Origin of the sequence: Corynebacterium meridianum, assembly GCF_016342265.1 — a bacterium.
Classification (GTDB): domain Bacteria; phylum Actinomycetota; class Actinomycetes; order Mycobacteriales; family Mycobacteriaceae; genus Corynebacterium; species Corynebacterium meridianum.
Genome location: NZ_JAEIOS010000009.1, coordinates 255,145 through 281,111 on the forward strand (window position 1 = coordinate 255,145; position 25,967 = coordinate 281,111).

Below are 25,967 nucleotides of genomic sequence, written 5' to 3' on the forward strand. Positions count from 1 at the left end.
TCGTCTTAGGAGGGGGGCCGGGTTCTCCCCTAGGTGACATCCGACCAGTCGGCACCACCGGATGATTCAGGCGCCGACTGGTCGACGGATCCGGAAGATACGGGGCCTCCGTCGGTGGGCCGATCGACGCGAACCGTCTCTTCGGCGGCCTGCCTCACGGTGGTGCCCTGTTCCGCGGCCCGCTGCCTGTGCGCCCGTCCCGCGGTGTCACCGGACATGATCTTCTTCGGGTCGAAGGCGTCGAGGAGGCTGTCGTCCCCGTCGAAGAGAGTCTTGGTGAGCATGGCACGCGGACCCATCCGCTGCATCGCGGCGAGCTCCCCGAGGGGCCGGGAGATGTCCTCGAACTCGGGGCCGAACTCCTCATTCATCGAACGCTTGGCGTTGTCGATGGCCGTCCGCGCGGCGAGGATCGCGGCACGGACGTCCTCGATGACCCGCGGCAGACGTTCAGGGCCGATGACTATGAGCCCCACGACAAAGAGAACGAATATCTCGGACCAACCGACACTGGTGAACACCCCTTCATACTAACGGAAGGGCCTTACCGGGCAAGGTTGACGCCGGTACTCACCGACCTCGGGAGCGTCGCACGGCCCGATAGAGGATGTCGACCTTGTCGAGCAGTGTCTCCGGGGGTGAGCACACGGTGTCCTCTATGCCCGGCCCGGCCGGGCAGGACTGCGCGATCGACGTCAGTCGTTCCATGAGCGACGAGGGGACACGGATGTCGTCGTTCTCACTGCAGGTGCGCAGCCGTTCCGCGGCCCGCCGCTGATGATCGACTTCGTCCCGACATTCGACGCAGTGCACCATGTGCACCCTCGCGCGGTGCGCCGCGCCCGCTGTCAGCTCTCCGTCGACGAAAGCGGCCACCGCTTCCGGGCTCAAATGCTCGACGGAGGCGAACTCGCGGTGTTTCCGGGCCCGCCGGGGTGCATCCGCACACGGCGTCCGCCCGTCATCGGGCTGCTGTTCGGTCATAAGGAACCGCCTCCCTGTACTTCGCCGTGCTGAGCCGGATGACCGTTCCGGGTCTCCGTTGTCTCTGACGCCAAGAATACGCGGCTCGGCCGTTCGGTGTCTGCGTCAACGCGGTGGTGTACCGGGGAAACGATCAGCTAACCGTTCCCAGCGGAATGAGGAGCTGTGCGTCGGAATCGGTGAGTGCGGCGTCCTCCAGGCTCTTCCGCAACTGACTCCGCCCGCGATGGATGCGTGACCGGACCGTGCCCATCTTCACACCGAGGGTGTCCGCGATCTCGTCGTAGGTCATGCCGAGGACGTCACAGAGGACGACGGCTACGCGGAAGTCGGGGCTCAGGGCATCGAGTGCGTTCTGGAGCACCGGATCCAGGTTGGCGAAGTTGTACGCCTGTTCCGGGGTCATCTCGTTGCCGGGGACCCGGTCGTAGTCCTCCGGGAGCGCCTCCATCCGGATGCGGCTGCGGTGACGGACCATGTCCAGGAAGAGATTGGTGGTGATGCGGTGGAGCCAACCCTCGAAGGTCCCGGGCTGGTAGGTCCTGAGCGAACGGAACACCCGCATGAACGTCTCCTGGGTGAGGTCCTCGGCATCATGCTGATTGCCGGACAGCCGGTACGCCAGCCGGTAGACACTGTCCGCATGTTCCGCAACCAACTCAGCCCATGTCGGCATCTCGGCCGCCCCGGCGTCGAACGCGGCGGTTCCCCGGAGCTCCGTGGCGTACGCGTCGTCACCGCCGGTGGCGGCCTGAACGTCAGCGGGACCGGTCGTTCCGTAGGGATCGGGCGTCATGCTTCGATTGTCCATCAGGGACGTATCCTATAACGAAGCGGGTCCTTAAACCATCCTGATTTTCCTGCGTCAGTTCAGTAACACCACTTGAACGCTCCGGAAAGCACCCCCGCACCCATCCCCCCGATGTTCACTCACGCCACAGTCACAACAACCGGCGGGTTGCCCCTGCTTTGATCGGATCCCGCCATACACTTGAACCCGTGAGTGACACTGCCTTCAGAACCCTCAGTTCCTACATCACCGGAACCACCGACACCCCTCCCGAACTCGCTGACGCCAGGAGCGATGCGGGCGAGTTCGGACTCAGCGTGCCGGACGAGATCACCGGATCCCTCCTCGCCACCCTCGCCGCCGGCGCGGTGACCGGCGACTCGGCCGGTGCTATCGCCGTCACCCCGGCGGCGGGCGTGGTCGGTCTCTATCTCCTGGCGGGACTCGGGGAACGCGGACACCTCACCTGCATCGATCCGGAAGCCGAACATCAGAAACAGGCCCGGACGACGTTCACCAGCGCGGGATACCGCCCCGGCCGGTTCCGGTTCCTGCCGTCCCGCCCTCTCGAGGTGATGGGGCGTCTCGCACAGGGGTCCTATCAGCTCGTCTACGGGGACATGCGCCCGAGTGACCTCAAGGCCTTCATCAACGCCGCCTGGCCGCTGCTCAGCGACAACGGGATACTCATTCTCGCCGACTGCCTCCTCGACGGGACCCTCGCGGACGACACCCGCCGTGACCGCGACACCGTAGCCGCCCGGGAAGCCGACGAGTATGTCCGGCAGATGGAGGATGCGCTGGTGACCCGGCTTCCACTGGGTGCCGGAATGACGATCCTCACGAAGCGGTCGACCCCCGCATCCTGACCCCCGTCACGGGAGAAGCACGAAAGCGCGCCCACGGTCGACCCGTGAACGCGCTTCCTGCCGTTGTTGCCTCGCTTGCCGGTGTCACCGCGACAAGCGCGGCAGCCAGTGCAACCTGTCCAGCAGGCTAGACCACGACGTTTTTACCGATGCAGACTACCCCGCCGGCACTCACGGTGAAACGCCCGGCGTCCCGCCCATGATCGACGCCGATGAACTCACCTTCGGAGATCACCACGTTCTTGTCGAGGATGGCGTGTCGGACGACGGCGTTCTTGCCGACCCGAACACCCGGCATCAGTACGGAGCCCTCGACGGTGGCGCCTTCCTCGATGACGACGTTGGCGGAGAGCACCGAGTTCCGCACAGTTCCACCGGAGATGATGGAACCCGAGGCGACCATGGATGACTGGGCGATACCGCCCTGGACGAACTTCGCGGGCGGGTAGTTCCCGGTGTCCGTGTTGTGGATCGGCCAGCGTCGGTTGTAGAGATTGAACACCGGGTGCACGGAGATCAGGTCCATGTGCGCCTCGTAGAAGGCGTCGATGGTACCGACATCACGCCAGTAGCCGCGGTCCCGGTCGGTGGCACCCGGAACCTGGTTCGAGGAGAAGTCGTAGACGTGGGCCTCGTTTTTTTCCACGAAGTAGGGGATGATGTCCCCGCCCATGTCATGATCCGAGTCCTCGTTCTCCGCGTCCGCCTTGAGTGCCTCGAGGAGGGCTTCGGTGGTGAAGACGTAGTTGCCCATCGACGCGAACGTCATGTCCGGGTCATCCGGGGTCGCCGGCGGATCGGATGGCTTCTCCAGGAACTCGGTGATCCGGCCGTCGTCGTTCGATTGGATGCAGCCGAAGGCGGTCGCCTCGGACCGTGGCACCCGGATACCGGCGACGGAGACGGACGCGCCGGACGCGATGTGTTCCTCCACCATCTGGCGGGGATCCATGCGGTAGACGTGGTCGGCACCGAAAACGATGACGTACTCGGGGTCCTCGTCGTAGATGAGGTTGAGCGACTGCAGGATCGCGTCCGCGGATCCGGTGAACCACCGCTTCCCCAGACGTTGCTGGGCGGGCACAGGGGTGATGTACTGCCCTGCGAGTCCGGCCAGCTGCCACGACTGGGAGATGTGCCGGTCGAGGGAGTGGGACTTGTACTGTGTCAGCACACAGACCTTCATGTACCCGGCGTTGACCAGGTTGGACAGGACGAAGTCGATCAGCCGGTAGGTGCCCCCGAAGGGCACAGCGGGTTTGGCTCGGTCCTCCGTCAGGGGGGACAGACGCTTACCCTCACCGCCGGCGAGGACGATGGCTAGGACATGTGGTTGGCTCCTCACAGAATCCACTGTATAAGACATTGGTCACGTGTGGTGGGCGTTCACCGGAATTGACTGCAGCGAAAGTGCGAAACCCGTGGCCACGGCCGCAGACGTGCCGGAATGCTGTATGTCACACCGGACTGCGCACCGTGTTCCGGGGACCCGGAGCCGGGAGAACCACGACCGGACCGGACTCCGGCACGCGACACAGGTCCGGGACCACGCCGGCCCGGTACACCCCCTGACAGGAGGGAATTCCGGGACAAAGCTCCACCGCAAACTGTGTTTGCGGTGCCCGGGAACCGGTAGCCGCACGGCATCCTCCCCTCCCCCCGCCCGCTGTTCCTGCAGGCACGGTCCGGCGCGGCTATCGTCGGTGGCATGCGAGTTGGAATGATGACCAAGGAATATCCCCCGGAGATCTACGGCGGTGCCGGCGTCCACGTGACCGAGTTGACCCGCTACATGCGCGAACTCGTCGAGGTCGATGTGCACTGTATGGGCGCGGAGCGGGATGAACCGAACACGTGGGCCCACGGCGTCGATCCCGCGCTGGCCGACGCGAACCCCGCCATCCGGACCCTGTCGACGGGTCTGCGCATGGCGAATGCGGTGTCGGGCGTTGACGTGGTCCATTCACACACCTGGTACGCCGGTCTCGGTGGACACCTGGCGGCCCGCCTGTACGGTATCCCCCACGTCGCGACGGCCCACTCCCTCGAACCGCACCGCCCGTGGAAGCGGGAACAGCTCGGCGGCGGCTACGACGTCTCGAGCTGGTCCGAGAAGAACACCATGGAGTACGCGGACGCGGTCATCGCCGTGAGCGAGAAGATGAAGGGCGCGATCCTCGACGCCTATCCGCGGATCGACCCCGACCGGATCCACGTCGTGCTGAATGGCATCGACTGCGAGCTGTGGCAACCGCGACCGACCTTCGACGACGCAGTCGAGTCCCGGGGTTCCTCCGTACTGGCCGAGCTCGGTGTCCACCCGGACAAGCCTATCGTCGCGTTCGTCGGCCGGATCACCCGGCAGAAGGGCGTCGGGCACCTGGTCAAGGCCGCGAAGATGTTCGATCCGGACGTGCAGCTGGTCCTCTGCGCCGGGGCTCCCGACACCGAGGAGATCGCCGCGGAGACCACCGCCCTGGTCGATGAACTCCGTTCCTCGCGGGGAAGCGGGGTGTTCTGGGTGACGGAGATGCTGCCGAAGGAGAAGATCCAGGAGATCCTCACGGCCGCCGACACCTTCGCCTGCCCGTCGATCTACGAGCCTCTCGGTATCGTGAACCTCGAGGCGATGGCCTGCGGCACGGCGGTCGTCGCCTCCGACGTCGGCGGTATTCCGGAGGTCGTCGTTGACGGTGAGACCGGTACCCTCGTGCACTACGACGAGAACGACCCCGAGACCTTCGAGCGTGATCTGGCGTCCGCCGTGAACGCGATGGTCGCGGATCGCGGACGGGCCCGTCGCATCGGGGAGATCGGGCGACGCCGAGCGGTCGAGGAGTTCTCCTGGGCGACGATCGCGGAACAGACCATCGACGTCTACCGCTCCCTGATGTGAATGCCACCCACCACTCACACCCGACACACACTGACACCGATTCCGGAGTCCGATCACCGATGACCTACACCACCCACCGCCCTGAACTGCACGTCACCGCCGAGCAGGGGATCCTCAACGCCCCTGCGGGCGCGATCCGGGACGCCGATCTCTGGCACGTGTTCCTGCAGTACCAGCCGACCCAGGGGGCCCCGGCCCGGTGGGCCCACCAGGCCCTCGATGTCACGAACCCCTACGACTGGGACGTCTGCGACGATGTCCTCGCCCCGGAGGGGACAGAGATTCAGGTCCGCGCGGGGTCGGTCGTCGCGGTCGGCGACAGCGGTGCCGCGGAACTCTTCTTCACCTCCGTGACAAGGGACGGGACCGAGGTACACGTCGCATCCGTCCCCGCACTGTCCGAGACGGTCGCCGAGCTCGACGATGACGCCCTCACCCTCGATTCGTCGGTGTCCAGGATCGGCCGGGTGCTGGGGGACCACGACGGGTGGCACAATTTCCGCTCGCCGTGTGTCCTGGCGGACGGCCCCGGCAGGTGGCTCATGCTGGCTGTGACCGGGGACGTCGAAGAACCCCGTCTGGTCATTCTCGACTCCACGGATCTCCGGAACTGGGAGGTGCGCGGACCGATGAGCTTCGAGGGTGATCCGGGCGTCAGCGGTGGGCACTGCATGGTCAGTCCACGCCTGCTCCGACTCCGCGACGAGATCGACGGGGAACTGTGGGACGTCCTGCTGACCACGATCGAGCAGGAGGGTGGCCCGGACATCTCCGGATATCTCGTCGGATCGTTGACCGGCGCCCGTTTCACCGTGCAGACCCCATTCACGCGGATGGACTTCGGCCACGATTTCACCAGGCCCCGGAACACCAACTTCATCGGGACCGGTACGGGCGAGCAGCACAGCGACAGTGCGCTGGTCTTCGGGTTGATGAACGGCGTCGGACGCAAGGATGACCCGACCGGGCACCGGAGTCTCGCCGAGGAGAACTGGGCCAACTGTCTGTCCATGCCCAGGCTGGTCACCCTGCAGGGCGGACGACTGTTCCAGACGCCCACTCCCGGTCTGCCCGATGTCATCCCCGGGACCACCGCGGCACGGATGTTCACCGCCATACTCGATGCCGGCGAGGGTTCAGTCAGTATCGATGTCCTCGACGGCTCGGGCGAGCCGGCGGTCACGGTGACCCATCACGGTGACCGCGTGACCCTAGACCGCTCGATGAACGCGGCGCATGGTGGAGATCCGGTAGCGTCCGGGCCCCTCGCGGAGGCGGACACAGATTCCCTCACCGTCATCGTCGACGGATCCACGGTGGAGGTCTTCGTGGACGGCGGTGTAGCGGCACTCGCCAGCCGGGTCTACTTCACCGACGGTTGCAGCGGTTTCACCGTCCACACCGAGGGCGGCGCGAGGGTTCTACGAACGATGAATCTGGGCCCACTCCCCCACGACTCCACCGACCTCGGTGATGTCAGGGACGCATTCGATCCCGACTCTGTGGATCGCTGAGGATCCGCCGTTCACGGTGCAAAGGAGGCGGGGCCCGGTCAGGGCCCCGCCTCCTTTGCACCTACCACCGGGTCAGCGGACCTGGAGGCGGGTCACCGTGGCACGCGCCGTGAGCGTCATGTGTTCCGGGAGACGGGCCGCACGCTCCGCGAGCAGATCGGACGGAATGTGCCGCGCGGACGGACTCATTCCCGTCTGGGTCGCGATCGACTCCTGGTCGAGGCGCATCGTGAACTCGACGAGCTCCGGTTCACCCACCGGATCGAACCAGTCGGAGGATTGCTCGACGACCTGGTGTGCCTGCCCCTCGGGGACGTCGAGGATTCCCAGCGGCTCGCGGAGCTCCGTCAGGTGCCCCGCTTCCGCGGTAAGTACGACGACCTGGCCGCCGGGCTTGAGAACCCGGGCGAACTCCTCCGGGTTCGAGGGGGCGAAAACCACCGTCACGACATCGACCGAAGAGTCGCGCAGCGGCAGACGGTGCCGGGCGTCCGCTACGACTGCACCGACCCTGGGATGGCAGGCGGTGAGTCGTTCGGCGGCCGGGACGGACAGGTCAATGCCGACGCCGCGGGCGCCTTCGACGTCGTCGAGCGTGTGCGAGAGGTAGTATCCGGTGCCCGCGCCGATCTCACAGATCACCGGGTGAGCGTCATCGTCGACACCGGCGTCATCGAGAGCGAGCTGGACGGCCCCGGTGACCGCCTCGACGAAGGGGGCGTAGTGCCCACGGGAGAGGAAGGTCTCACGCGCCGTGACCATGCTGTCATCGTCCGCACGGTCCGCGTGGACCTCGTCGATGGTGAGAGTCGCGTACCCGGAGCCCGCGATGTCGTACTGCCTGCCAGAGGCACTGCCCAGCCGGGAGCCGCAGCTGTCGAGGCTCAGAGGACTCCCATCCACCGGATCCGCCAGGACATCGGAGATATCTGTGAGCACGTCGGGGAAACTCCTTAACGTTGGTGAGTGGAACAACTGACCGGCAACGCCGGTAATCCGACTCCGCTGCGGTACGGCCGGTCAGCGCGGTTCATGATACCCGCATGTTCGTTGCGCGCAGCGAAGGAGCCGACGGTGGTGCCTCACGGTCGATCTCGTCGACCCCGAGGAACAGTGAACAGAAGATCGGACCGCCCGAGGTGCGCACCGGACGGTCCGAGCAGAGCTTAGGTACGGGTCAGCCGGCAGCCTCGACCAGGAGGGCACCCAATTCAGCCGCCTCCTCCTTGTTGAGTTCGACCACGAGGCGTCCACCACCGTCGGTGGGGATGCGCATGACGATCTTGCGTCCTTCTTCAGCCGCTTCCATCGGGCCGTTTCCCGTCCGGGGCTTCATAGCTGCCATTACGTCCAGCTCCTTCACAAGCTTGTGTTTTAAGAAGTATCGGTTACCAGCCTAGTCTTTTTTCGGCCCACCGGGGCCTGCCTGTACCGGGTGCCGTGCGGAATCAGTCCGCCGTCGCGTGAACCCGGTCGAGTTGGGCGCGGAGGTCGGCGACCTTCGCCTCGTAGGCTTCGACAACCCGGTCGACCTCGTCCATCCGGTATCCGCGGAGCACGGTCCGGAACCGGATGTCATCGACACGTCCCTCGCGGACCGCGGCGTCGTTGTGCAGCCGCACATCGGAGACCTGTTCCTCGAACGGGGGCAGCGTCTCTCCGCGTCCGAACAACACCCCGAATACGACGGTGAACACGACGATGAGGACCAGCAGAATGCAGATGTAGATGATCCAGGTCAACACAGGGGTTAGCTCCTCGGGGGCGGACCGCTCTTCGCGGTGACAGACACTTCCTTCAACCCGGTCAAGGCTACCCGCCGGTGGCGACGGGGTACAGCGTGGACAGGGCGGGGCGTTCGGGGACGACGCATCCGCCGGTGAGGGGGACACCGTTCCGCGACAGAATGGCAGCCACCACCGCATCGGCGACCGGTTCGAGTTCCCGGGTCGGTTTGTTGCGGTGCCTGCGGACACCGAGATCGACGAAGGTGACGGCATCTGCTCCGAACCTGGCCACGACATCGAGCAGGAGGGCAGCCTCGACGCCCCAGCCCGTGACGAAGGGAAGATCGAACGCGGCGGCGCGGCGGATCCCGTACTCGCCGGTCAACGGCTGGCGGATATGGGCGAGTTCCGGGTGCAGCGCCCGTAGCAGTGGCAACGCAGTGAGCCGCGTGACCCTACCACCCCCGTCGGAGTCTTCCCCGAGGGGCCTGCGGTGGTCTCCCTTGACGAGCTGCACCCCCGGATCCGCGAAGGGGGCGGCCAACGCGCGCACCATACCCGGTGCGGGATCGACGAGATCCGCGTCGACGAACACGATCACCGACCCACGGGCGGCGGCGACACCACGCCAGAGAACCTCGCCTTTCCCGGGACGGACCGGGGTCCCCGGGATCGCCTCCTCCCGGGTCAGTACCCGGGCTCCCGCAGCACGGGCGCGCGCCGCGGTCCGGTCACCGGATCCGGAATCGATGACGAGAACCTCACCCGGTCCATCGGCCAGGACAGCCTCCACCACCCCGGCGACCGTCGTCTCCTCGTCGAGGGCCGGAATCACCACGCTGACATTCAGCAGCCCGGAGCCCCCGCTCACACGAGCCCCCGGATCGCTGACAGCGGGCGAACCTCTCCGCGGATCGCCGCGGTCATGCGTAGCACGTCGACGGTGTCGCCCACCTCGTGTACCCGGAAAGCCGCGACCCCGCGGGCTGCGGCCCAGGCCGTCGCCGCGAGGGTTCCTGCGACCCGGCGTTCCAGGGGGCGCCCGACGGTCTCCCCGATGAAGTCCTTGTTGGACAACGCCATGAGGACGGGCCACCCGGTCTCCACCAGTTCATCGACGCGCCGCAGGAGCTCGAGCCCGTGGAAGGTGTTCTTCCCGAAGTCGTGTGTGGGATCGATGAGAATCAGGTCCTCGGGAACGCCGCACGCCACCGCGCGTTCCGCGAGAGCGGTCGTTTCGGCGATCACCGACGCGACCACATCGTCGTAGTGGACGCGGTGCGGCCTGGTCCGGGGCGTTGCTCCCCCGGTGTGCGAACAGACGTAGCCCACCCGGTGGGCACCGGCCACCTCGACGAGTTCCGGGTCGTGTCCCGCCCAGGTGTCGTTGACCAGCCTGGCCCCGGCGGTGATCGCGGCATCCGCGACCCCGGCGCGCCAGGTGTCGACCGAGACGGCAACTCCGGGGTGCCGCTGCGCAGTTGCGGCGATGAGCGGAACGACGCGTTCGATCTCCTCGTCCTCACCGACGTAGTCCCCTGGTCCGGCCTTTACGCCACCGACGTCGATGATGCCCGCACCGGCGGCGACCGCGGCGTCGGTTCGCGCGAGGGCATCCTCGAGCGCGAAGGTGGCGCCCCGGTCGTAGAAGGAGTCCGGTGTCCGGTTGATGATGGCCATGACGGTCGGCAGACCATCGTCTTCCCCGTACCCGGAGCGCCTTCGCAGCACGGGGCTAGGCCCGGGCGTCGGCGGCTGCATCGCGGGCGGCTCTTTCGTCGGCTTCCCGGGCCATACCCCGGTGGACGGCACAGATGTGTTCCACGGCCTCCTCCGGGGAGTCGGTCACCATGATCAGCTTCGTGTCCTCGGGTGAGATCATGCCGTTGGCCAGGAGCTGCTCCCGGATCCAGTCGACCAGCCCGGACCAGAAGGACGTGCCGAGGAGGACGATCGGGTAGTTGGTGATCTTCCCCGTCTGCACGAGGCAGAGTGCCTCGAATAGCTCGTCGAGGGTGCCGAAGCCCCCGGGAAGACAGACGAACGCCTGGCTGTACTTCAGGAACATCGTCTTGCGGACGAAGAAGTACCGGAAGTGGAGACCGAGGTCGATGTAGGGGTTGAGGCGTTCCTCGTGGGGAAGCTCGATTCCGAGACCGACGCTCATGCCGCCCCCCTCGGTCGCACCCCGGTTCCCGGCCTCCATCAGACCTGGTCCGCCGCCGGTGATCACGGCGTAGTCGGCGGCCACGAGGCGTTCGCCGAGTTCCCTGCCGAGCGCGTAGTATTCCGTCCCCTCCCGCTGACGTGCCGACCCGAATACGGTGACGGCCGGAGGCATCTCCGCCAGGGCACCGAAGCCGTTGACGAATTCGCTCTGGATGCGCAGTACCCGCCAGGGATCCTCATGCAGCCAGTCGGTCGATTTCTGGGTGTCCAGGAGACGCTGGTCGGTGGTGGATTCCTGGGTGCCGCCGTGCCGCACCAGTACGGGGCCGCGCATGTAGCGGTTCTGGTCCGTGGTGTTCTCGCTCATCGGTGTCCTTCACGGTTGTGGTCGGGGTGTCACGTGCCGGGGTACTGCACCACGAGGGTAGCGGCTCCCGCCGGATACGGGTGCCGTGCCCCACGGACGCGACGGCGTACCCGGACGAGTCAGCGCTGCACCGACCGGTGTCATCAGCTGCGGAGGTAGGCCAGGAGGGTCTCGGAGACGTCGGTGATCATGTGCACCGGACACTGTTCATCGCGCTTGTGGCAGAAAGAGGGGTCCCCGGGGCCGAAATTGACGGCCGGGATGCCGAGCTCCGCGAAGCGGGCGACGTCGGTCCACCCGAACTTCGCCCGGAACTCTCCCCCGGTCGCCTCGACGAGTTCCGCAGCCGCAGGCTGGGCGAGCCCCGGGAGGGCGCCGGGTGAGATGTCGTCGGCAGCGACGGTGAAACGGTCGTCGCCCCGGATTCCGAGGACCTCGTGCAGGTGCTCCATCGCCTCGTCGGCCGTCTTGTCCGGTGCGAACCGGTAGTTGACGTAGAGCTCGGCCTCATCCGGGATCGTGTTGGTGGCCACGAAGGACTCGCAGCGCACGATGTTGATGCCCTCACGGTACGTGCAGCCGTCGATGTGGACCTCGTCGGGCGTGTACTCCGCGACGCGGCCGATCACAGGCGCGAGAAGGTGCATGGCATTGAGGCCGAGCCAGGCGCGGGCGGAGTGTGCACGGACACCGTGTGCGGTGATCTTCAACCGGATGGAACCCTGGCAACCTGCCTCGATGACCGAACCGGACGGCTCCCCGAGAATCGCCACGTCCCCGGTGAGCCACTCCGGATGATCCTTCGCCAGGTGCGTCAATCCGTTGAACTCGGCGGCAATCTCCTCGCACTCGTAGCAGATGAGGGTGAGATCACGGGCGAGATCGGGGCTTTCGGCGAGCCGGGCGAAGGCGTTGAGGAACACCGCGTCGCCGCTCTTCATGTCGACGGTTCCGCAACCGAAGAGGCTGTCGCGCCCCTCGGCATCGGTGCCGCGCGTCGAGGGGACGTTGTCGGCCACCGGAACGGTGTCGATGTGGCCCGCGAGAATGACCCGTTCCGGCAGTCCGCGGTGGGTGCGGGCCAGCACGTTGTTGCGGTGGCGGAGCACCTCGATTCCGGTGCCCTCCGCGAGTTCCCGGAGAGCGGACTCAATGGCGTCGGCGATCGTGTCCTCGTGGTGGGAGGGGCTGGCTATGTCGACGAGCTGTGCTGTCAGGTCTACGGGGTCGGCGGTGAGGTCCAGTCTGATGTCGGTCACGCCACCACCCTAGCGCCCGTGGCCCACGCACCCACCGGGAAGAAGGGGCCCGACGCCACGTTCGGGGTGATCCTGTCAGACAGCATGTCTGATGTCCGGGGTTTAGCCGCTAAACTGGGGGTGATGATTACTTCGGGAGCAAGCGCAGTCGGTATCGCCAACATCGCCATGGACGGCACGGTCCTGGACACCTGGTACCCGCAACCGGAACTCGCGACCGGGCCCGTGGTCGGTGCCGGGACGATCCGGTTGGGGGCAGCGAAGCTGAGCCGGAAGCTGCTGTCGCTGGTGAGGCTCGACGAGGACCGGATGGTGGAACAGGTGGCGGTCCGCACGACCATCCCCGATCTGTCCGCTCCCCCGATCGATGCACACGACGTCTACCTGCGACTACACCTTCTGAGTCACCGGATGATCCGTCCACACGACACCAACCTCGCGGGGCTCGAGTCACTGCTCGCCACCGTGGTGTGGACGAACAAGGGGCCATGTCTGCCGAAGAACTTCGAGTTCGTGCGCACCTCACTCCGGTCCCGAGGGCTGATCCACGTCTACGCCATCGACATTCTTCCACGCATGGTGGACTACGTCGTCCCCACCGGCGTCCGGATCGCGGAGGCCGAGCGGGTACGTCTGGGGGCTCATCTCGCGGAGGGGACCCGGGTGCTGCGGGAGGGGTTCGTGTCCTACAACTCCGGTTCCGTGGGGCCGGCCCACATCGAGGGGCTCATGTCCGCGGGAACCGTCATCGGGGCGGGTACCCACATCGGGTTGTCCGCCACCGTCCTCACCGACGACGCTAGCGGTGCCGACATCCCGCACCCGGTTCGGGTCGGTGACAACTGTCGTATCGGGGTGGGCGCCGGGGTCATCGGGATCGATCTCGGTGATGACTGCGTCGTCGGCAACAACGTCGTCATCGACCGGACCACGACCCTCCGGTTCCCGGACAGCGGAGAGACGGCTCCCGCGGTTCAGCTCAGCGGCCAGTCAGGGTGGCGCATCGATCACGAGCCGGGGTCACCGGAACCCGTCGCGCGGCGCTGAGCCGGAACGCGGCCGGGCTACGCCACCACACGACAGTGAGGGGGTGCCATAAGCCACCCCTGTAAACCACATTCCCCCGCCTATTCGCCCCACTTGGCAAAACACCCACCCCCACCACGAATGTCCACCATACGGCCATACGGGGGCCAGATCCGGGCGGATGAGAATCGGCAGGTGCCGACGGTCAGGGAAATTCCCCGGAAGCTACCAGAGGTTTTAAGCGTTTACACAGGGGAACCAACAGTTATTGTTAATACCATGACAATTACTGAGACAGCCGAATCCGGGCTCGGCTCCGGGCTGAAGACACGACACCTGACCATGATGGGGTTGGGATCCGCCATCGGAGCCGGGCTCTTCCTCGGCACCGGCGTTGGTATCCAGATCGCGGGCCCCGCCGTCCTCCTCGCCTACATCTTCGCCGGCATCCTGGTGGTGTTCGTGATGCAGATGCTCGGCGAGATGGCCGCGGCCCGCCCCACCTCAGGTTCCTTCTCCAACTACGCCGAGATGGCCTTCGGCCACTGGGCCGGCTTCTCCATGGGTTGGCTGTACTGGTACCTGCTGGTGATGGTGATGGGCGCGGAGATGACCGGTGCCGCGGCGATCATGGGCCAGTGGTTCGGCGTGCCCCCGTGGATCCCGGCCCTCGTCTGCGTGGTCATCTTCGCGGTGATCAACCTCTGGAAGGTCTCCGGGTTCGGCGAGTTCGAGTTCTGGTTCGCCTTCATCAAGGTCGCGGTCATCATCATCTTCCTCGTCATCGGCGTCCTGCTCATCTTCGGACTCATGCCCGGCACCGATCCGGTCGGTTTCAGCAACTTCATCGGCGAGCACGGCTTCATGCCGAACGGCATCTCCGGTGTCGCGGCTGGTCTGCTCGCGGTCGCCTTCGCCTTCGGTGGCATCGAGATCGTCACCATCGCCGCCGCGGAGTCCGACAACCCCGCCAAGAACATCGCCACCGCAGTTCGCTCGGTCATCTGGCGCATCGTCGTGTTCTACCTCGGTGCCGTCCTCGTGATCAGCTTCCTCCTCCCCTACGACGAGATCACCGGTGCAGACTCCGCGGCGGAGTCACCGTTCACCCGCGTGCTCGCCATGGCGCATGTTCCCGGCATCGTCGGAATCATGGAGGCCGTCATCGTCCTGGCGTTGTTGAGCGCCCTCAACGCGCAGATCTACGGAACCTCCCGCATCGCGTACTCGCTGGCGAACCGCGGCAACGCCCCGAAGGCCCTCGGCACGACGAACAAGGACGGTGTGCCGATGAACGCGGTTCTGCTCAGCATGTTCTTCGCCTTCGTGTCCGTCGGCCTGCAGTACTGGAATCCGGCGGGACTCCTCGAGTTCCTGTTCAACGCCGTGGGAGGCTCTCTCCTGCTCATCTGGGGGTTCATCATGGCCAGCTACCTCAAGCTGCATCCGGAGATGGACCGGCGTGGTGAGCTCAGCCTCCGGATGTGGGGATACCCGTGGCTCGGATGGTTCACCCTCGCCATGCTGCTCATCCTCACCGCACTGATGCTGTCTGATTCCGGGGCCCGTTACCAGGTTCTCTCGGTGATCATCGTGTTCGGTGCGCTCATCGGACTCTCCTTCCTCGCCCCGGGGGCGAAGACCGCGAAGGCGGCCAAAGCTGTCCGAGACAGGGAACTGAAGTAGCCGGAGGGGATACTCGCCCCACTCAGCAGCGACCGTCGAGGCCCACCGTCGGGTGGACCCGGCGGTCGCTTCCGCTTCCGGTAGGTTGGAGTCCATGACTGCAGCAACAGCAACCGGACTCGCGACCATCCAACCCGACGGAACCGTTCTCGACTGCTGGTTCCCCGGCCCCGAGCTCACCGACACGGAGCAGACCTCCGGAACCACCCGCCTCGACGCCGACGATCTGCCCGAGCATCTCGCCCCGCTCGCCGGCACCGACGAGGACCGTGGAGTGGAGCGGGTGGGTGTCCGGACCGTCATCGCGGATCTGGATGACGCACCCACCGACGCCTACGACGTTTACCTGCGACTCCACCTGCTCTCCACCCGACGGGTGCGTCCCCACGGCCTGAACATGGAGGGCGTGTTCGGCCTTCTGACCAACGTCGTCTGGACAAACTTCGGCCCCTGCCCGGTCGCCGATTTCGAGACCACCCGGGCGAAGCTCTCCCGCCGCGGCAAGGTCACCGTCCATCTGGTGGACAAGTTCCCCCGGATGATCGACTACGTCGTACCGACCGGGGTCCGCATCGGTGACGCCGACCGGGTCCGCATGGGTGCCCACCTCGCGGAGGGTACGACGGTCATGCACGAGGGCTTCGTCAACTTCAATGCGGGCACCCTGGGTTCCTCCATGGTGGAAGGCCGCATCTCCGCGGGAGTCGTCGTCGGCGACGGCACCGACATCGGCGGTGGCGCGTCCATCATGGGGACGCTCTCCGGCGGCGGCAGGCAGGTCATCTCCCTCGGGGAACGCTGCCTGCTGGGTGCGAACGCCGGTTGCGGAATCTCCCTGGGCGATGACTGCGTCATTGAGGCGGGTCTCTACGTCACCGCAGGCACGAAGGTGAAGGTGCTGGGCGATGTCGCGACCGCCGCCGGAGTCTCCGACGGCGATTCGGTCAAGGCCGTCGAACTGTCCGGGGCATCGAACATCCTGTTCCGGCGCAACTCTCTGACCGGCGCCGTCGAGGCCACCGCATGGGGCTCCGCCAAGGTGGAGCTCAACGCCGATCTGCACGCGAACTAGCTCAATCCCGGTCCTGAAACCCGCCCAGTGGTATTCCACCGGGCGGGGCGTGTCCCGGTGACCGGGCTACGCTGATCCGGGACACTCCCCCCTTCCCCGGGGCACCACGACGACAAGGACCGGAACATGCCCTGGATCATCTCCCCGCCCACGCTCACCGGCCGGATCGTCGAGCTGTCCCCGCTGCGTCCTGACGATGCGGCGGAGCTGTCGGAGGCCGTCCGCGACGGCGATCTGCACCGGGAGTGGTGGACCTCCACCCCGCCGCCCGAGAACATGTCCGCGGACATCGCGGCCAAGCTGGCGCGGGCAGGCGACGGAACCATGGTGCCGTTCATCATCCGCGCAGCGACGGACGGCAGGGCACTCGGGGTGACCTGCTACTACGATCTGGAGCCCACGGTCCCCCGGCTCGAGATCGGGTACACCTGGCTCCGTGCCTCGGCCCAGGGCACCGGGGCGAACCCGGAGGCGAAACTCGTGCTGCTGGGGTACGCGTTCGACGAGTTGAACTGCGCCCGGGTGGGCATCCGGACGAAGTTCTCCAACATCACCTCCCGGACCGCCATCGAACGTCTCGGACTGAAACGCGACGGGATCCTCCGCTCACACGCGAGACTCCGCAACGGGACGCTCGACGATGCCGTGCTGTACTCGGCACTGGCGCACGAGTGGCCCGTGATCCGGTCGGCCCTCGCGGACCGCGTCGAACGCCACGTCTCCCAGGACTGAGAATGCCGGGCCGGTGTCCCGCCGCCACCGTCAGGCGCGTAACTTGTTCTGCGGAACCTATATTCTCAGCCGACACGCAGCAGGAGACATGAGCGCCGTGACCACGACCACAACCAACCTGGGATCCGGGCTCAAGGTCCGGCACCTGACCATGATGGGCCTCGGCTCGACCATCGGCGCCGGCCTCTTCCTCGGCACAGGCGTCGGGATCAGGGCCGCCGGGCCGGCCGTGCTGCTGGCCTACATCGCCGCCGGGGCGATCGCCGTGATGGTGATGCGGATGCTCGGCGAGATGGGGTCGGTGGTGCCTGCCTCCGGTTCGTTCTCCGAGTATGCGGAGCTCGGTATCGGCCGGTGGGCGGGATTCACCCAGGGCTGGATCTACTGGCTCGCCACCGTCGCGGTCCTCGGCGCCGAGATGACCGGGGCCGCTGCGATCATCGGTTCCTGGTTGTCGATCCCGCAGTGGGTCCCGGCGCTCGTGTTCGTCGTCTTCTTCGGGGTGGTCAATCTCCTGCGTGTCCGGGCCTTCGGTGAGTTCGAGTTCTGGTTCGCGCTGATCAAGGTGCTCGCACTCGCCGGATTCCTGGTCATCGGGTTCCTCCTCATCTTCGGCCTGCTCCCGGGGCACCCGTACATCGGGTCGTCGGTGTTCACGGCGGACGGGTTCATGCCGAACGGTCTGGGCGGAGTCGCCGCGGGCATGCTCGCCGTGGCCTTCGCCTTCGGTGGCATCGAGGTGGTCGCCATCGCTGCCGCCGAATCCGAAGATCCCGGCAGATCACTGGTCAACGCGGTGCGCACGACGATCACGAGGATCAGCGTGTTCTATCTGGGCAGTGTCCTGGTGATCACCTTCCTCCTGCCCTACTCCACCCTCGGGGCGGCCGACACCGCAGCGGACAGCCCGTTCGCCCTCGTTCTGGGGCTCGCCGGAATACCCGGGGTCGTGGGACTGATGGAGACGCTGATCGTGCTCGCACTGCTCTCCGCGTTCAACGCCCAGCTGTTCGCCTCCTCCCGGATGATGTTCTCGTTGGCCCAGCGCGGTGACGCTCCGGCGATATTCTCCCGGGTGAATGCCAGAAAGGTCCCTGTCCCGGCCATCATCCTGTCGATCATCCTCGCCACCGTGATGGTTGGGTTGAATTTCGCGGACACGGGTTGGTTGCTCGGGTTCATGCTCAACGCGGCAGGCGGTTCCCTGCTCATCGTCTGGGGGTTCATCACAGTTTCCGAGCTGAAACTCCGGCGCCGACTGGAGCTGGTGTCGGAGCTGCCGATCCGGATGTGGGCCTGGCCCGTGTGCACGTGGGCGACCCTCGCCGTGCTCGTCGCCCTCGGGCTGCTGATGCTCGCGGACGCGGGTGCACGTATCCAGCTGATGTCCGGCGCCGGCATGTTCCTCCTGCTGTTCATCGCGGCCCTGGTCAACTCGCGGGTTCGTGGTGTCAGTCCGTGGCAGAAGGCGCTGTTGCCCGGTGAGAACCGCGGGCTGCGGTAGGTCCAGAATCCCTCTCGTCCCGACCCGGTGGTCGGAGCAGCCGTCCGTCCTTCCGCTCCCGTACGGGGGACGGACTCTCTGATTCACCCTTGCGCGCCGTGTATTCCCCGCCCTGAGAACAGTTATCTTGACTAAAAAGTAAGTATTCTTTACATTGTGGCCATGGAACCGGACACGACGGAAAATCTGGTACGCAAACTCCGCCGATGGGCGGAGCTGTCCCAGGCGGAGCTCGCGGAGCGGGTCGGCGTCACCAGGCAGACGATCGCGAACATCGAGAAGGGAAACTACTCCCCGTCCGTCCATCTGGCGCTGGCGATCTGCCGCGAACTGGGGGCCACCGTCGAGCAGGTCTTCGGTACCGGGCAAGCCACGTCCGCCCCCACCATCACCCACGAAAGGAACCGACGATGACCGCCACCCGACACCTGGACGAGGTGATCCGCTGGTCGGAGAACCAGTTCGAGGACGAGTTCCAGATCCGGACGTTCCACAGGTCGCAGACACTGGGACGGATACTCGGCGGTCAGCTGTCCGTGCTCACGACAGGTGTTCTCGCCTGGGCCCTCCCACCCGGATATGCGCTGCTGTCCTTTCTCGCCGTACTCCCGTTCGCCGGCTCCGAGCTGATCGCCAACGCATGGTTGACCGGTCGGGTACCCCGCCCCGCACCGCCACGTCCACCGGCATGGGTGATCGCACTGACGGGTGCCCTCACCGCCTTCTGGTTGGCCGGAATCTGGCGGAACGGTCCGGAGTGGGGCGCGGACTGGCACCACGGATTGATCGTCGGCGCTTGCGGCGGACTCGTCGCGATGTTCGTTGCGGGCCCCAGGTTGATCCGCCGCGCACGTCTGCGGGACATCCGGCGAATCGATGCGCGACTGGGATCCGACTGATCAGGGTTCCGGGACCACGGGGTCACGGGCGATGACGACCCGACTCGAGCGGAACGTCCAGAACTTGTTGATGACGAAGTTCACCGGCATCGCCACCATGATCGAGACCAGTGTCGCCCAGTAGAAGCGGGTCCGGATCCCGGATGAGTCGTCGAAGATGTGCGCCGGCAGGGCGAAGGGGGACTCCGGATTCATCAGCGCAGTCACCACCACCAGGCTCACCACGAGCGCGGCCAGGCCCGTGAGCAGGAACGGCACGAACTCCCGGAACCAGCTCAGATGCGTGGACGAACGGAACGTCCAGGACCTGTTGAGTTGGAAGTTCCACACGTTGGCGACGAGGAAGGCGATCGTCAGGAACACGTGGTACCAGCGGATGTTGTAGTCGGAGCCGAGCAGATTCAGGAAGGGGTCATGTTCCGTGATCCCGTGCCACCACCACGCGATCTTCTTGCTCGCGGCAACGGCGATGAGGTTGACGATGACACCCGAACCACCGACGAGTCCGAACTTGATGAACTGCCGGAGACTGTTGGCGTAGCGGCCGGTGGTTGAGGTCATGGTGCGCTCGGGTGTCCTTATCGATCCAGTGCAACGGGAGGGGCACGCTGTCCGTCCATCGGCACGGCCCGGGGCGCCTCAAACTACGGGCGCCCACCAGATAGGACATTCTACTTCGGCGGACCCGCCTCTTCCGCATTCAGAGTGCGGGTACCCACGCCGGAGTGGCGATCATCACCACCGGTGCGGTTCACGGACGCCGTGCACTCCGCCACCCACGGGGGCGCCCGTCGACCGGATCAGTCAGCTGCAGGCAGGTGGCGACCAGCCCCAGCGGTTGGGAGAAGTCACGGAGATCCAGGCCTCTGTCCACGGGGTAGGTGTCATCGCCGACGATCGGGCACCCGAGGTGGGCGAGCAGCACCCGGAGCTGATGCGTGTGTCCGGTGACGGGCTGCAGCTCGACACTCCGGTCACCGATCCGGCGGACCCGGGTGCGGGTCGGGGTACCACCGCCTGTGACCCGTACAGCCCGCTGCCCGGGGAGCTTCCGCATCGGAAGATCGATGGTGGTCCAGTCCCCACCCACCGGAGGCTCCCCCACCACCCGGGCCAGATAGGTCTTGGTCACCCGACAGCGCTGGAACAGCGTCTGGTAGGCGGCCCGGCTCGCCGGATCCGTCGAACAGAGCAGCACGCCCGCCGTCAGCCGGTCCAGACGGTGCAGGGGAACGATGTCCGGGTTGTCCAGTTCCACCCGCAGCCGTGTCTGGACGGTCTCCCGGACGATTCGCCCGTTCGTCGTGGCGGGCAGGAAGTGCGGCTTGTCCACCACCACGTACCGACCGGTGCACTCGAGCACCTCATGGGTGAAGGGAATCGCCGGTTCGGGCGGGATCTCGGGGGCGAACCAGGCGGGCATCGGGCGTTCGAGGACCCTGCCCGCGGGAATCGTCTCGCCGAACCGGAAGGGGGAATCACCCGCGTCACCGGCCACATAGGTACGGTCGGCCGGCACCATCCCGCGGAGAACGACCCGGCGCGGCGAGATGCCGGCGACGACCGGAAGCGGACGACGGCTCACGCCAGTCGCGCCACCGCGGCGTCGATACGCTCGTCCGTGCCCGTCAACGCCATGCGGACGTGGCGGGCCCCCTTGGGGCCGTAGAAGTCACCGGGGGCGACGAGGATCCCGCGTTCGGCGAACCAGTCGAGGGTGGTCCGACAGTCCTCGTCGCGGGTGGCCCAGAGGTAGAGCCCGGCCTCCGAGTAGTCCACGGTGAAGCCTGCACCCGTCAGGGCGGCGAGCAGTTTGTCCCGGCGCGCCCGGTAGCGTTCCTTCTGTTCCGCTTCCTGCGCGTCGTCATCGAGTGCCGCGACCATGGCCGCCTGGATCGGCCCCGGCATCATGAGACCGCAGTGCTTGCGCACCTCGAGCAGCTGACCGATCAGCTCCCCGTCGCCGGCAAGTACCCCGGCGCGGTAGCTGGCCATGTTCGAGGACTTGGACAGGGAGTGGATCGCGATGAGACCCGCGTGGTCTCCGCCGCAGACGCGCTCGTCCAGGATGGACAGCGGCGGGTTCTCCTCATCCCAGCCGAGGCCGATGTAGCACTCGTCGCTGCACAGGATCACGCCGCGATCCTGCGCCCATCCGACGACCTTCCGCAGGTGCTCGATACCGAGTACCTTGCCGGTGGGATTCGACGGCGAGTTGATGAACATCATCGTCGGCGTGGCGGGACCGATCTGCGTCAGGGAGTCCGCCCGCTGTGGACGGGCACCGGACATGAGCGCCGAGACCTCGTAGGTGGGGTAGGCGACCTCGGGGATGATGACCGTGTGCCCCGCTCCGACCCCCAGCAGCATCGGCAGCAGCGCGATGGCCTCCTTGGTGCCGATGACCGGCAGGACGCACTCCGACGTCAGTCCCGTCATGTTGTAGCGACGGGACAGGGACTCGACCAGCGCCCGGTTCAGCTCCGGAGTACCGGTCGTCTGCGGATAGCCCGGTTCGGCGGCGGCGGCGGTGAGCGCGTCACGGATCGGTTCCGCGACGTCATCCACCGGGGTGCCCACGGAGAGATTGACGATACCGTCGGGATGCTGCGCCGCCCTGTTCTTCACGTCGGCGATGGTGTCCCACGGAAAATCAGGAAGGGCGTTTCCGGGAGGGGTGCGGGTGAGAGATGCCATGCCACCTTTTATACCCGTCGGCGGGCGCACGACAGCCCGGCGGGTCACCGTGGATCCCGCCGGGCTGTCTTTGGTCCGGTGTCAGGCCTGCGGGGGCAGCTTGTCGACCAGCGGCGGATCGAAGTCCTGCTGGCCGAGGCGTGCGGCTCCGCCGGGCGAACCGAGATCGTCGAAGAACGCGGCGTTGGCGTCGGTGTAGTCGATCCACTCGTCCGGGACGTCATCCTCGTAGAAGATCGCCTCGGTCGGGCACACGGGCTCGCAGGCACCACAGTCGACGCACTCGTCCGGGTGGATGTACAGCGAGCGTTTTCCCTCGTAGATGCAGTCGACAGGGCATTCTTCGACACATGCCTTGTCCATGACGTCGACGCAGGGCTGCGCAATTACGTAGGTCATCGTGGTTCGGTTGCTCCAGGTGGAAACGGTTCGGGTGGTCGGACGACAGGGGCTGGTCCGTCGCCGGACCCCATTGTGTCACTTCCCCCGTATCAACGGCCAACCGCCACCGGCCGTACCCGCAACGAGAAGCAACGCCCCACGCAGCGTCTGGGCGACGATGACGTCCCCGGTGACCTCCGGCCAGATGAGCAGAGCGAGGTATCCGGCCAGCCAGACGCCCAGTGGGATCCCCGCGACGAAGCGGTTCTCCGTCCACAACAGGGCCGTCCGGGAGAGCACGAGGGTGAATCCGAAGGCGATGAGGATGGTGAATGGAAAAGCGACGGTCTGCCCCGTCGGCAGCGTGATCCGGGCACCGACGTACACCACCTCGAGGAGAACGGACAGTAGCGCACCGAACGAGAGCCAGGCCAGTCCGACGGCCCTCTCCCCCGTCGTGTGCTCGCGGTAGGTGTAGCGTCCGGGCGGGGCGTCAACGGTCACGGAAACTCCAGCCCCTCCGCCGGATCAACCGGGGTCGCCCCCACGGGGGTTTCGCTCCACCCGACACGGTAGTGCTCGGAGCGCAGCAGCGGCTGCGCTATGAGGTTGCTCAGCGCGAACACGTGGGGCGCCGCAGCGGGATCGTCGACGGTGGAGAACGCGGCCGACGGATTGACACGGCTGACGGAACCATCGGCGAACCAGATCTGCGTCGCGTGCGCCGCCATCGCCGCCTTCTTCGCCGCCAGGCATCCGGCATCGAGATCGATCCTCAGGTCGTGGGTGTCGACGGAGGCGAGCTCCCCCGGCTCCGCCCGACGCCACCCCGCGGGGACCCGGGCGATGGCGTCCAGCCCCGCCCGCTGGTCAGCGCGATCGGTCACCGCCCAGAGTATGCGCTGCGGGATCCGGCCCACCGACTCCCGTGCCACGAGTTGTTCGACCGCCGCGTGGGTGATCTCGTGCGCCCGGATGTGGTCCGGGTGTCCGTATCCCCCGTCCGGTCCGTAGGTGACGATCAACTGCGGACGGAGCTCCCAGAGAACGGCGACGAGCTGTTCGACCGACCGCTCACCGGAGTTGATGAACGCCCGCGGATGCTGGTTCGCCGGGTCCCCGGCCATACCGGAATCGCGCCAGCAACCGGCGCCCCCGAGATGGACACCCGACGCTCCCAGGTGAGCGAGCGACTCGGTGAGTTCCGCGATCCGGAACCCACCGAGCTGGTCTGCGGCATCCGCGACCAGTTGCTGGTACGGATCCCCGATGACCTCACCCTGTTCACCGAGGGTGCAGGTGACGACGGTGACGTCAGCACCACGGCGGGAGAGGTGGGCGAGCAATCCACCCGTCCAGATCGCCTCGTCGTCCGGGTGTGCGTGCACCGCACACACCGTGAGACCGGTGAGGTCGTGTTCAGTCATCTACTGCTCCTCTACAGCGGTCCATCCGGCGGCGGTAGACAGCAGGCTGGTCGTTTTCCCCGGATGCTCAGACCATTCTCCTATGTCCGTGTCGGGCACCACGATACCGGGTCCCAGAACAATGATGCGGGTCTCCGCGAGCAACGGAACGGTGAGCATCTCCCGCTCCTCGACACGGCGCAGTTCCGGGAGCACCGCGTCAAGGTTCTCGTCCCCGGCCAGTACCGACATCAACGTTCCATCCAGTGTCCTGGAACAGATTCCCGAGAGGTTCCCGGACCGGATCACCGGCCGTTTGCGGGCACGCGAGGACATCGAGGAGACATCACTGGCACGGCTCGCGGAGGAGGCGGTCACGTCCGACGGATCGACCGCGACGGGGCACAGGAACCTGTCCGCCACCGCGACAGGATCGAGCGTGCTCCTACGTCGACCGACGACGGCGTCGACTTCACCGGAAGGCAGTAATTCTCCTGCGATCTCGGTGAATGGGGCGAGCACCACCTCGACGTCGACGTCCTTCCGGGTGAGGAGATCTGCGACTGTGTTCGCCGCGGCCGTCGCGGTCCGGTCGGATGGATCCGCGGCGATGCGCAGGGGACGGTTCCGGATCGCTGACTCGAGGGTGGGACCGGTCGGTCCCGTGGAGCCTGCCGAGGGCGTCTCGCCCGATTCTCCGGAAACGACCGCGTCTCCGTCCCGCTCCGACGTCTCACGTGTCAGGGCGGACGCGAAGGCTGTCCGGTCCTCCTCCCCGAGGACACCGCCCGGAATGTCGAGGTCCGTGGAACGTCCGGTTGCGAGGCGGGCGACCACCTCCCTGTCAATGAGCGCGGCCAGCTCCCGGCGGAGGGCCGCGGTCGAGAGTATCGGGGAGGTGACCGACATGGTCAGCTCGAGGGCGGCCTCCCGCTCCCGCACCGATACCCGGGTGTCCGGCAGGAGACTGAAGGCGTCGAATGTCGTCTCCGCCGGGGTGAGGTCGAAGTAGCCGACCTGCCCGGAGCGGAGCATCTGCACCCCCTGCTGGACGGAACGGATCTCGCGGAACACCAGCGTCTCGGTTCTGGCCGGATCCGCCCCCCAGAAACGGTCGTTGCGGACTATGGTCACGATCCCCCGCTGCCGGTCCACCTGATCCACCGTGTACCGCCCACCCGCAGCCGGGATGGTTTCGTTCAATCCCCTGGTGAATCCGTCGGTGGTGTCGCGCAGGAGATGACTGGGCAGGAGATGATTGAACAGTCCGCTGACATCGGCGACCCGGCGCCGGAAGTCCACCTCTACCGTCCGGCCACCGCCCGATGTCCTGATGGCGCTGACCTGCTCGTACCCGGCGGCCCCGATGACGCCCGGCGTCGAGACCATGGAGTCCCGGAGATAGCTGAAGTCTGCGCCCGTTATCGGGGTGCCGTCGGACCACTGCGCCGCCGGGTGCAGCTCGTAGCGCACGGTCTGGGCGACGCCCGGCGTCGGTGGCTCGATGAAGTCGACCGACTTCACCAGGTCGGTGTTGAGTTCGCCGTTGACGTACACCCCCGGGAGAACCAGATCGGCGAGGGCCTGGACGAAGGCCGAATCCTGGGCGATGAGATGCGGGTTGAAACCGCCGTCGAGCGGATCGATCCCGATGGTGATCTCCTGCGCGACCGCGAGCCGGTCCGGGTCTGTACCGGTGTGATCCGGTAAGGGATCAGGTATCACCGACGGACTCCCTGCTGCCGGAGTGACCGGAAGGGGCGTGGGTTCGCCGGCTGAGCAGCCTGCCACCGCCATGACGAACGTCGACGTGAAGGCGACGGTCACCCGTCGGAACGACCGGGGACGTCGCGGCACGGAATCACCGGAGTCACCGGAGCCACCGGTACGGGCGCGGGAAAACCCCGTCACCGGGATCCAACTCGAGAGAACAGACACACATCCATCCTAGTCCGTGCGGGTTCCCGGAGGGGCCGCTCTCACGGACAC

At 66.5% G+C, this 25,967-nt stretch carries 28 protein-coding genes; 10 read left to right on the top strand and 18 right to left on the bottom strand.

Features of this window, described 5'->3' with window-relative positions:
- Window positions 1-29: 29 nt before the first annotated feature.
- The 3 genes from tatB to sigE all read right to left on the bottom strand — a co-directional run bounded on the left by tatB (window position 30) and on the right by sigE (window position 1,795).
- Window positions 30-521, bottom strand: coding sequence for a Sec-independent protein translocase subunit TatB (gene tatB, locus JDV75_RS01160; RefSeq protein WP_198737423.1), 492 nt, complete (start codon window positions 519-521; stop codon window positions 30-32).
- Window positions 522-570: 49 nt separating this feature from the next.
- Window positions 571-984 (bottom strand): anti-sigma factor family protein, encoded by a 414-nt coding sequence (locus JDV75_RS01165; RefSeq protein ID WP_198737424.1) that lies wholly within the window; start codon window positions 982-984, stop codon window positions 571-573.
- A 133-nt stretch (window positions 985-1,117) separates the two neighbouring features.
- The gene (gene sigE, locus JDV75_RS01170) at window positions 1,118-1,795 is read right to left on the bottom strand and encodes an RNA polymerase sigma factor SigE (RefSeq protein ID WP_232958047.1); all 678 of its coding nucleotides are present in this window, start codon (window positions 1,793-1,795) and stop codon (window positions 1,118-1,120) included.
- A 188-nt stretch (window positions 1,796-1,983) separates the two neighbouring features.
- Here sigE and JDV75_RS01175 point away from each other — a divergent pair, with 188 nt between their 5' ends.
- Window positions 1,984-2,643 (top strand): O-methyltransferase, encoded by a 660-nt coding sequence (locus JDV75_RS01175; RefSeq protein ID WP_198737425.1) that lies wholly within the window; start codon window positions 1,984-1,986, stop codon window positions 2,641-2,643.
- Between the two features lie 127 nt (window positions 2,644-2,770).
- On the opposite strand, the gene glgC is transcribed toward JDV75_RS01175, so the two are convergent.
- Window positions 2,771-3,988 carry a glucose-1-phosphate adenylyltransferase gene (gene glgC, locus JDV75_RS01180; protein ID WP_418884366.1) on the bottom strand — a complete coding sequence of 406 codons (1,218 nt, stop codon included), beginning with the start codon at window positions 3,986-3,988 and terminating at the stop codon, window positions 2,771-2,773.
- 363 nt (window positions 3,989-4,351) lie between these two features.
- Between glgC and glgA the strand changes: the two genes are divergently transcribed.
- Together glgA and JDV75_RS01190 are read left to right on the top strand one after the other, a co-directional pair.
- On the top strand, window positions 4,352-5,539 hold the full coding sequence (glgA, locus tag JDV75_RS01185; protein ID WP_198737427.1) for a glycogen synthase: 1,188 nt from the start codon (window positions 4,352-4,354) through the stop codon (window positions 5,537-5,539).
- 59 nt (window positions 5,540-5,598) lie between these two features.
- Window positions 5,599-7,053, top strand: coding sequence for a GH32 C-terminal domain-containing protein (locus JDV75_RS01190; protein ID WP_198737428.1), 1,455 nt, complete (start codon window positions 5,599-5,601; stop codon window positions 7,051-7,053).
- 72 nt (window positions 7,054-7,125) lie between these two features.
- Here JDV75_RS01190 and JDV75_RS01195 read toward each other — a convergent pair whose 3' ends face one another.
- The 7 genes from JDV75_RS01195 to dapE all read right to left on the bottom strand — a co-directional run bounded on the left by JDV75_RS01195 (window position 7,126) and on the right by dapE (window position 12,575).
- Window positions 7,126-7,992, bottom strand: coding sequence for a methyltransferase domain-containing protein (locus JDV75_RS01195; RefSeq protein WP_198737429.1), 867 nt, complete (start codon window positions 7,990-7,992; stop codon window positions 7,126-7,128).
- A gap of 238 nt (window positions 7,993-8,230) precedes the next feature.
- Window positions 8,231-8,398, bottom strand: coding sequence for a DUF3117 domain-containing protein (locus JDV75_RS01200; protein ID WP_198735586.1), 168 nt, complete (start codon window positions 8,396-8,398; stop codon window positions 8,231-8,233).
- A gap of 103 nt (window positions 8,399-8,501) precedes the next feature.
- On the bottom strand, window positions 8,502-8,798 hold the full coding sequence (locus JDV75_RS01205) for a DivIVA domain-containing protein (protein WP_198737430.1): 297 nt from the start codon (window positions 8,796-8,798) through the stop codon (window positions 8,502-8,504).
- A 67-nt stretch (window positions 8,799-8,865) separates the two neighbouring features.
- Entirely contained in the window at window positions 8,866-9,651 is a 786-nt protein-coding gene (locus JDV75_RS01210; RefSeq protein WP_248096909.1) for a glucosyl-3-phosphoglycerate synthase, read from the bottom strand.
- Window positions 9,648-10,460, bottom strand: a complete 813-nt coding sequence (folP, locus tag JDV75_RS01215) for a dihydropteroate synthase (protein WP_232958049.1) — start codon at window positions 10,458-10,460, stop codon at window positions 9,648-9,650. Before folP ends, JDV75_RS01210 begins: the two co-directional genes overlap by 4 nt.
- A gap of 55 nt (window positions 10,461-10,515) precedes the next feature.
- Window positions 10,516-11,316: an LOG family protein gene (locus tag JDV75_RS01220; RefSeq protein WP_198737432.1), complete on the bottom strand. Its 801-nt coding sequence runs from the start codon at window positions 11,314-11,316 to the stop codon at window positions 10,516-10,518.
- Window positions 11,317-11,459: 143 nt separating this feature from the next.
- A complete protein-coding gene (dapE, locus tag JDV75_RS01225; protein WP_198737433.1) occupies window positions 11,460-12,575 on the bottom strand; it encodes a succinyl-diaminopimelate desuccinylase in 1,116 nt (371 codons plus the stop codon).
- A gap of 123 nt (window positions 12,576-12,698) precedes the next feature.
- Here dapE and JDV75_RS01230 point away from each other — a divergent pair, with 123 nt between their 5' ends.
- From JDV75_RS01230 to JDV75_RS01260, 7 genes are all read left to right on the top strand, one after another.
- On the top strand, window positions 12,699-13,622 hold the full coding sequence (locus JDV75_RS01230) for a DapH/DapD/GlmU-related protein (RefSeq protein ID WP_198737434.1): 924 nt from the start codon (window positions 12,699-12,701) through the stop codon (window positions 13,620-13,622).
- Window positions 13,623-13,880: 258 nt separating this feature from the next.
- Window positions 13,881-15,287 (top strand): amino acid permease, encoded by a 1,407-nt coding sequence (locus JDV75_RS01235; RefSeq protein ID WP_198737435.1) that lies wholly within the window; start codon window positions 13,881-13,883, stop codon window positions 15,285-15,287.
- 94 nt (window positions 15,288-15,381) lie between these two features.
- Complete coding sequence (dapD, locus tag JDV75_RS01240; RefSeq protein WP_198737436.1) at window positions 15,382-16,359, top strand: 2,3,4,5-tetrahydropyridine-2,6-dicarboxylate N-succinyltransferase; 978 nt, start codon at window positions 15,382-15,384, stop codon at window positions 16,357-16,359.
- 126 nt (window positions 16,360-16,485) lie between these two features.
- On the top strand, window positions 16,486-17,091 hold the full coding sequence (locus JDV75_RS01245) for a GNAT family N-acetyltransferase (protein ID WP_198737437.1): 606 nt from the start codon (window positions 16,486-16,488) through the stop codon (window positions 17,089-17,091).
- Window positions 17,092-17,179: 88 nt separating this feature from the next.
- Window positions 17,180-18,595 (top strand): amino acid permease, encoded by a 1,416-nt coding sequence (locus tag JDV75_RS01250; protein ID WP_198737438.1) that lies wholly within the window; start codon window positions 17,180-17,182, stop codon window positions 18,593-18,595.
- A gap of 162 nt (window positions 18,596-18,757) precedes the next feature.
- Window positions 18,758-19,009 (top strand): helix-turn-helix transcriptional regulator, encoded by a 252-nt coding sequence (locus JDV75_RS01255; RefSeq protein WP_198737439.1) that lies wholly within the window; start codon window positions 18,758-18,760, stop codon window positions 19,007-19,009.
- The gene (locus tag JDV75_RS01260; protein WP_198737440.1) at window positions 19,006-19,494 is read left to right on the top strand and encodes a hypothetical protein; all 489 of its coding nucleotides are present in this window, start codon (window positions 19,006-19,008) and stop codon (window positions 19,492-19,494) included. Before JDV75_RS01255 ends, JDV75_RS01260 begins: the two co-directional genes overlap by 4 nt.
- On the opposite strand, the gene JDV75_RS01265 is transcribed toward JDV75_RS01260, so the two are convergent.
- The 7 genes from JDV75_RS01265 to JDV75_RS01295 all read right to left on the bottom strand — a co-directional run bounded on the left by JDV75_RS01265 (window position 19,495) and on the right by JDV75_RS01295 (window position 25,889).
- Window positions 19,495-20,055, bottom strand: a complete 561-nt coding sequence (locus tag JDV75_RS01265) for a GtrA family protein (RefSeq protein ID WP_198737441.1) — start codon at window positions 20,053-20,055, stop codon at window positions 19,495-19,497.
- A 190-nt stretch (window positions 20,056-20,245) separates the two neighbouring features.
- Entirely contained in the window at window positions 20,246-20,992 is a 747-nt protein-coding gene (locus JDV75_RS01270; RefSeq protein ID WP_248097146.1) for a pseudouridine synthase, read from the bottom strand.
- An 83-nt stretch (window positions 20,993-21,075) separates the two neighbouring features.
- Entirely contained in the window at window positions 21,076-22,191 is a 1,116-nt protein-coding gene (gene dapC / locus JDV75_RS01275) for a succinyldiaminopimelate transaminase (RefSeq protein ID WP_198737442.1), read from the bottom strand.
- Between the two features lie 81 nt (window positions 22,192-22,272).
- Complete coding sequence (fdxA, locus tag JDV75_RS01280; RefSeq protein WP_198735573.1) at window positions 22,273-22,590, bottom strand: ferredoxin; 318 nt, start codon at window positions 22,588-22,590, stop codon at window positions 22,273-22,275.
- A gap of 78 nt (window positions 22,591-22,668) precedes the next feature.
- On the bottom strand, window positions 22,669-23,076 hold the full coding sequence (locus JDV75_RS01285; protein WP_198737443.1) for a hypothetical protein: 408 nt from the start codon (window positions 23,074-23,076) through the stop codon (window positions 22,669-22,671).
- Window positions 23,073-23,999: an N-acetyl-1-D-myo-inositol-2-amino-2-deoxy-alpha-D-glucopyranoside deacetylase gene (mshB, locus tag JDV75_RS01290; protein ID WP_198737444.1), complete on the bottom strand. Its 927-nt coding sequence runs from the start codon at window positions 23,997-23,999 to the stop codon at window positions 23,073-23,075. The genes JDV75_RS01285 and mshB overlap by 4 nt, the downstream gene beginning before the upstream one ends.
- Window positions 24,000-25,889, bottom strand: coding sequence for an ABC transporter substrate-binding protein (locus tag JDV75_RS01295; protein WP_198737445.1), 1,890 nt, complete (start codon window positions 25,887-25,889; stop codon window positions 24,000-24,002).
- Between the last annotated feature and the right edge of the window lie 78 nt (window positions 25,890-25,967).

What these genes read in the sequence shown, in the direction of transcription:
- JDV75_RS01165 (WP_198737424.1), bottom strand. Translation starts at nt 984, where the DNA reads ATGACCGAACAGCAGCCCGATGACGGGCGGACGCCGTGTGCGGATGCA.
- sigE (WP_232958047.1), bottom strand. Translation starts at nt 1,795, where the DNA reads ATGGACAATCGAAGCATGACGCCCGATCCCTACGGAACGACCGGTCCC.
- glgA (WP_198737427.1), top strand. Translation starts at nt 4,352, where the DNA reads ATGCGAGTTGGAATGATGACCAAGGAATATCCCCCGGAGATCTACGGC.
- JDV75_RS01190 (WP_198737428.1), top strand. Translation starts at nt 5,599, where the DNA reads ATGACCTACACCACCCACCGCCCTGAACTGCACGTCACCGCCGAGCAG.
- JDV75_RS01200 (WP_198735586.1), bottom strand. Translation starts at nt 8,398, where the DNA reads ATGGCAGCTATGAAGCCCCGGACGGGAAACGGCCCGATGGAAGCGGCT.
- folP (WP_232958049.1), bottom strand. Translation starts at nt 10,460, where the DNA reads ATGGCCATCATCAACCGGACACCGGACTCCTTCTACGACCGGGGCGCC.
- JDV75_RS01220 (WP_198737432.1), bottom strand. Translation starts at nt 11,316, where the DNA reads ATGAGCGAGAACACCACGGACCAGAACCGCTACATGCGCGGCCCCGTA.
- JDV75_RS01230 (WP_198737434.1), top strand. Translation starts at nt 12,699, where the DNA reads ATGATTACTTCGGGAGCAAGCGCAGTCGGTATCGCCAACATCGCCATG.
- JDV75_RS01235 (WP_198737435.1), top strand. Translation starts at nt 13,881, where the DNA reads ATGACAATTACTGAGACAGCCGAATCCGGGCTCGGCTCCGGGCTGAAG.
- dapD (WP_198737436.1), top strand. Translation starts at nt 15,382, where the DNA reads ATGACTGCAGCAACAGCAACCGGACTCGCGACCATCCAACCCGACGGA.
- JDV75_RS01245 (WP_198737437.1), top strand. Translation starts at nt 16,486, where the DNA reads ATGCCCTGGATCATCTCCCCGCCCACGCTCACCGGCCGGATCGTCGAG.
- JDV75_RS01250 (WP_198737438.1), top strand. Translation starts at nt 17,180, where the DNA reads ATGAGCGCCGTGACCACGACCACAACCAACCTGGGATCCGGGCTCAAG.
- JDV75_RS01255 (WP_198737439.1), top strand. Translation starts at nt 18,758, where the DNA reads ATGGAACCGGACACGACGGAAAATCTGGTACGCAAACTCCGCCGATGG.
- JDV75_RS01260 (WP_198737440.1), top strand. Translation starts at nt 19,006, where the DNA reads ATGACCGCCACCCGACACCTGGACGAGGTGATCCGCTGGTCGGAGAAC.
- JDV75_RS01265 (WP_198737441.1), bottom strand. Translation starts at nt 20,055, where the DNA reads ATGACCTCAACCACCGGCCGCTACGCCAACAGTCTCCGGCAGTTCATC.
- dapC (WP_198737442.1), bottom strand. Translation starts at nt 22,191, where the DNA reads ATGGCATCTCTCACCCGCACCCCTCCCGGAAACGCCCTTCCTGATTTT.
- fdxA (WP_198735573.1), bottom strand. Translation starts at nt 22,590, where the DNA reads ATGACCTACGTAATTGCGCAGCCCTGCGTCGACGTCATGGACAAGGCA.
- mshB (WP_198737444.1), bottom strand. Translation starts at nt 23,999, where the DNA reads ATGACTGAACACGACCTCACCGGTCTCACGGTGTGTGCGGTGCACGCA.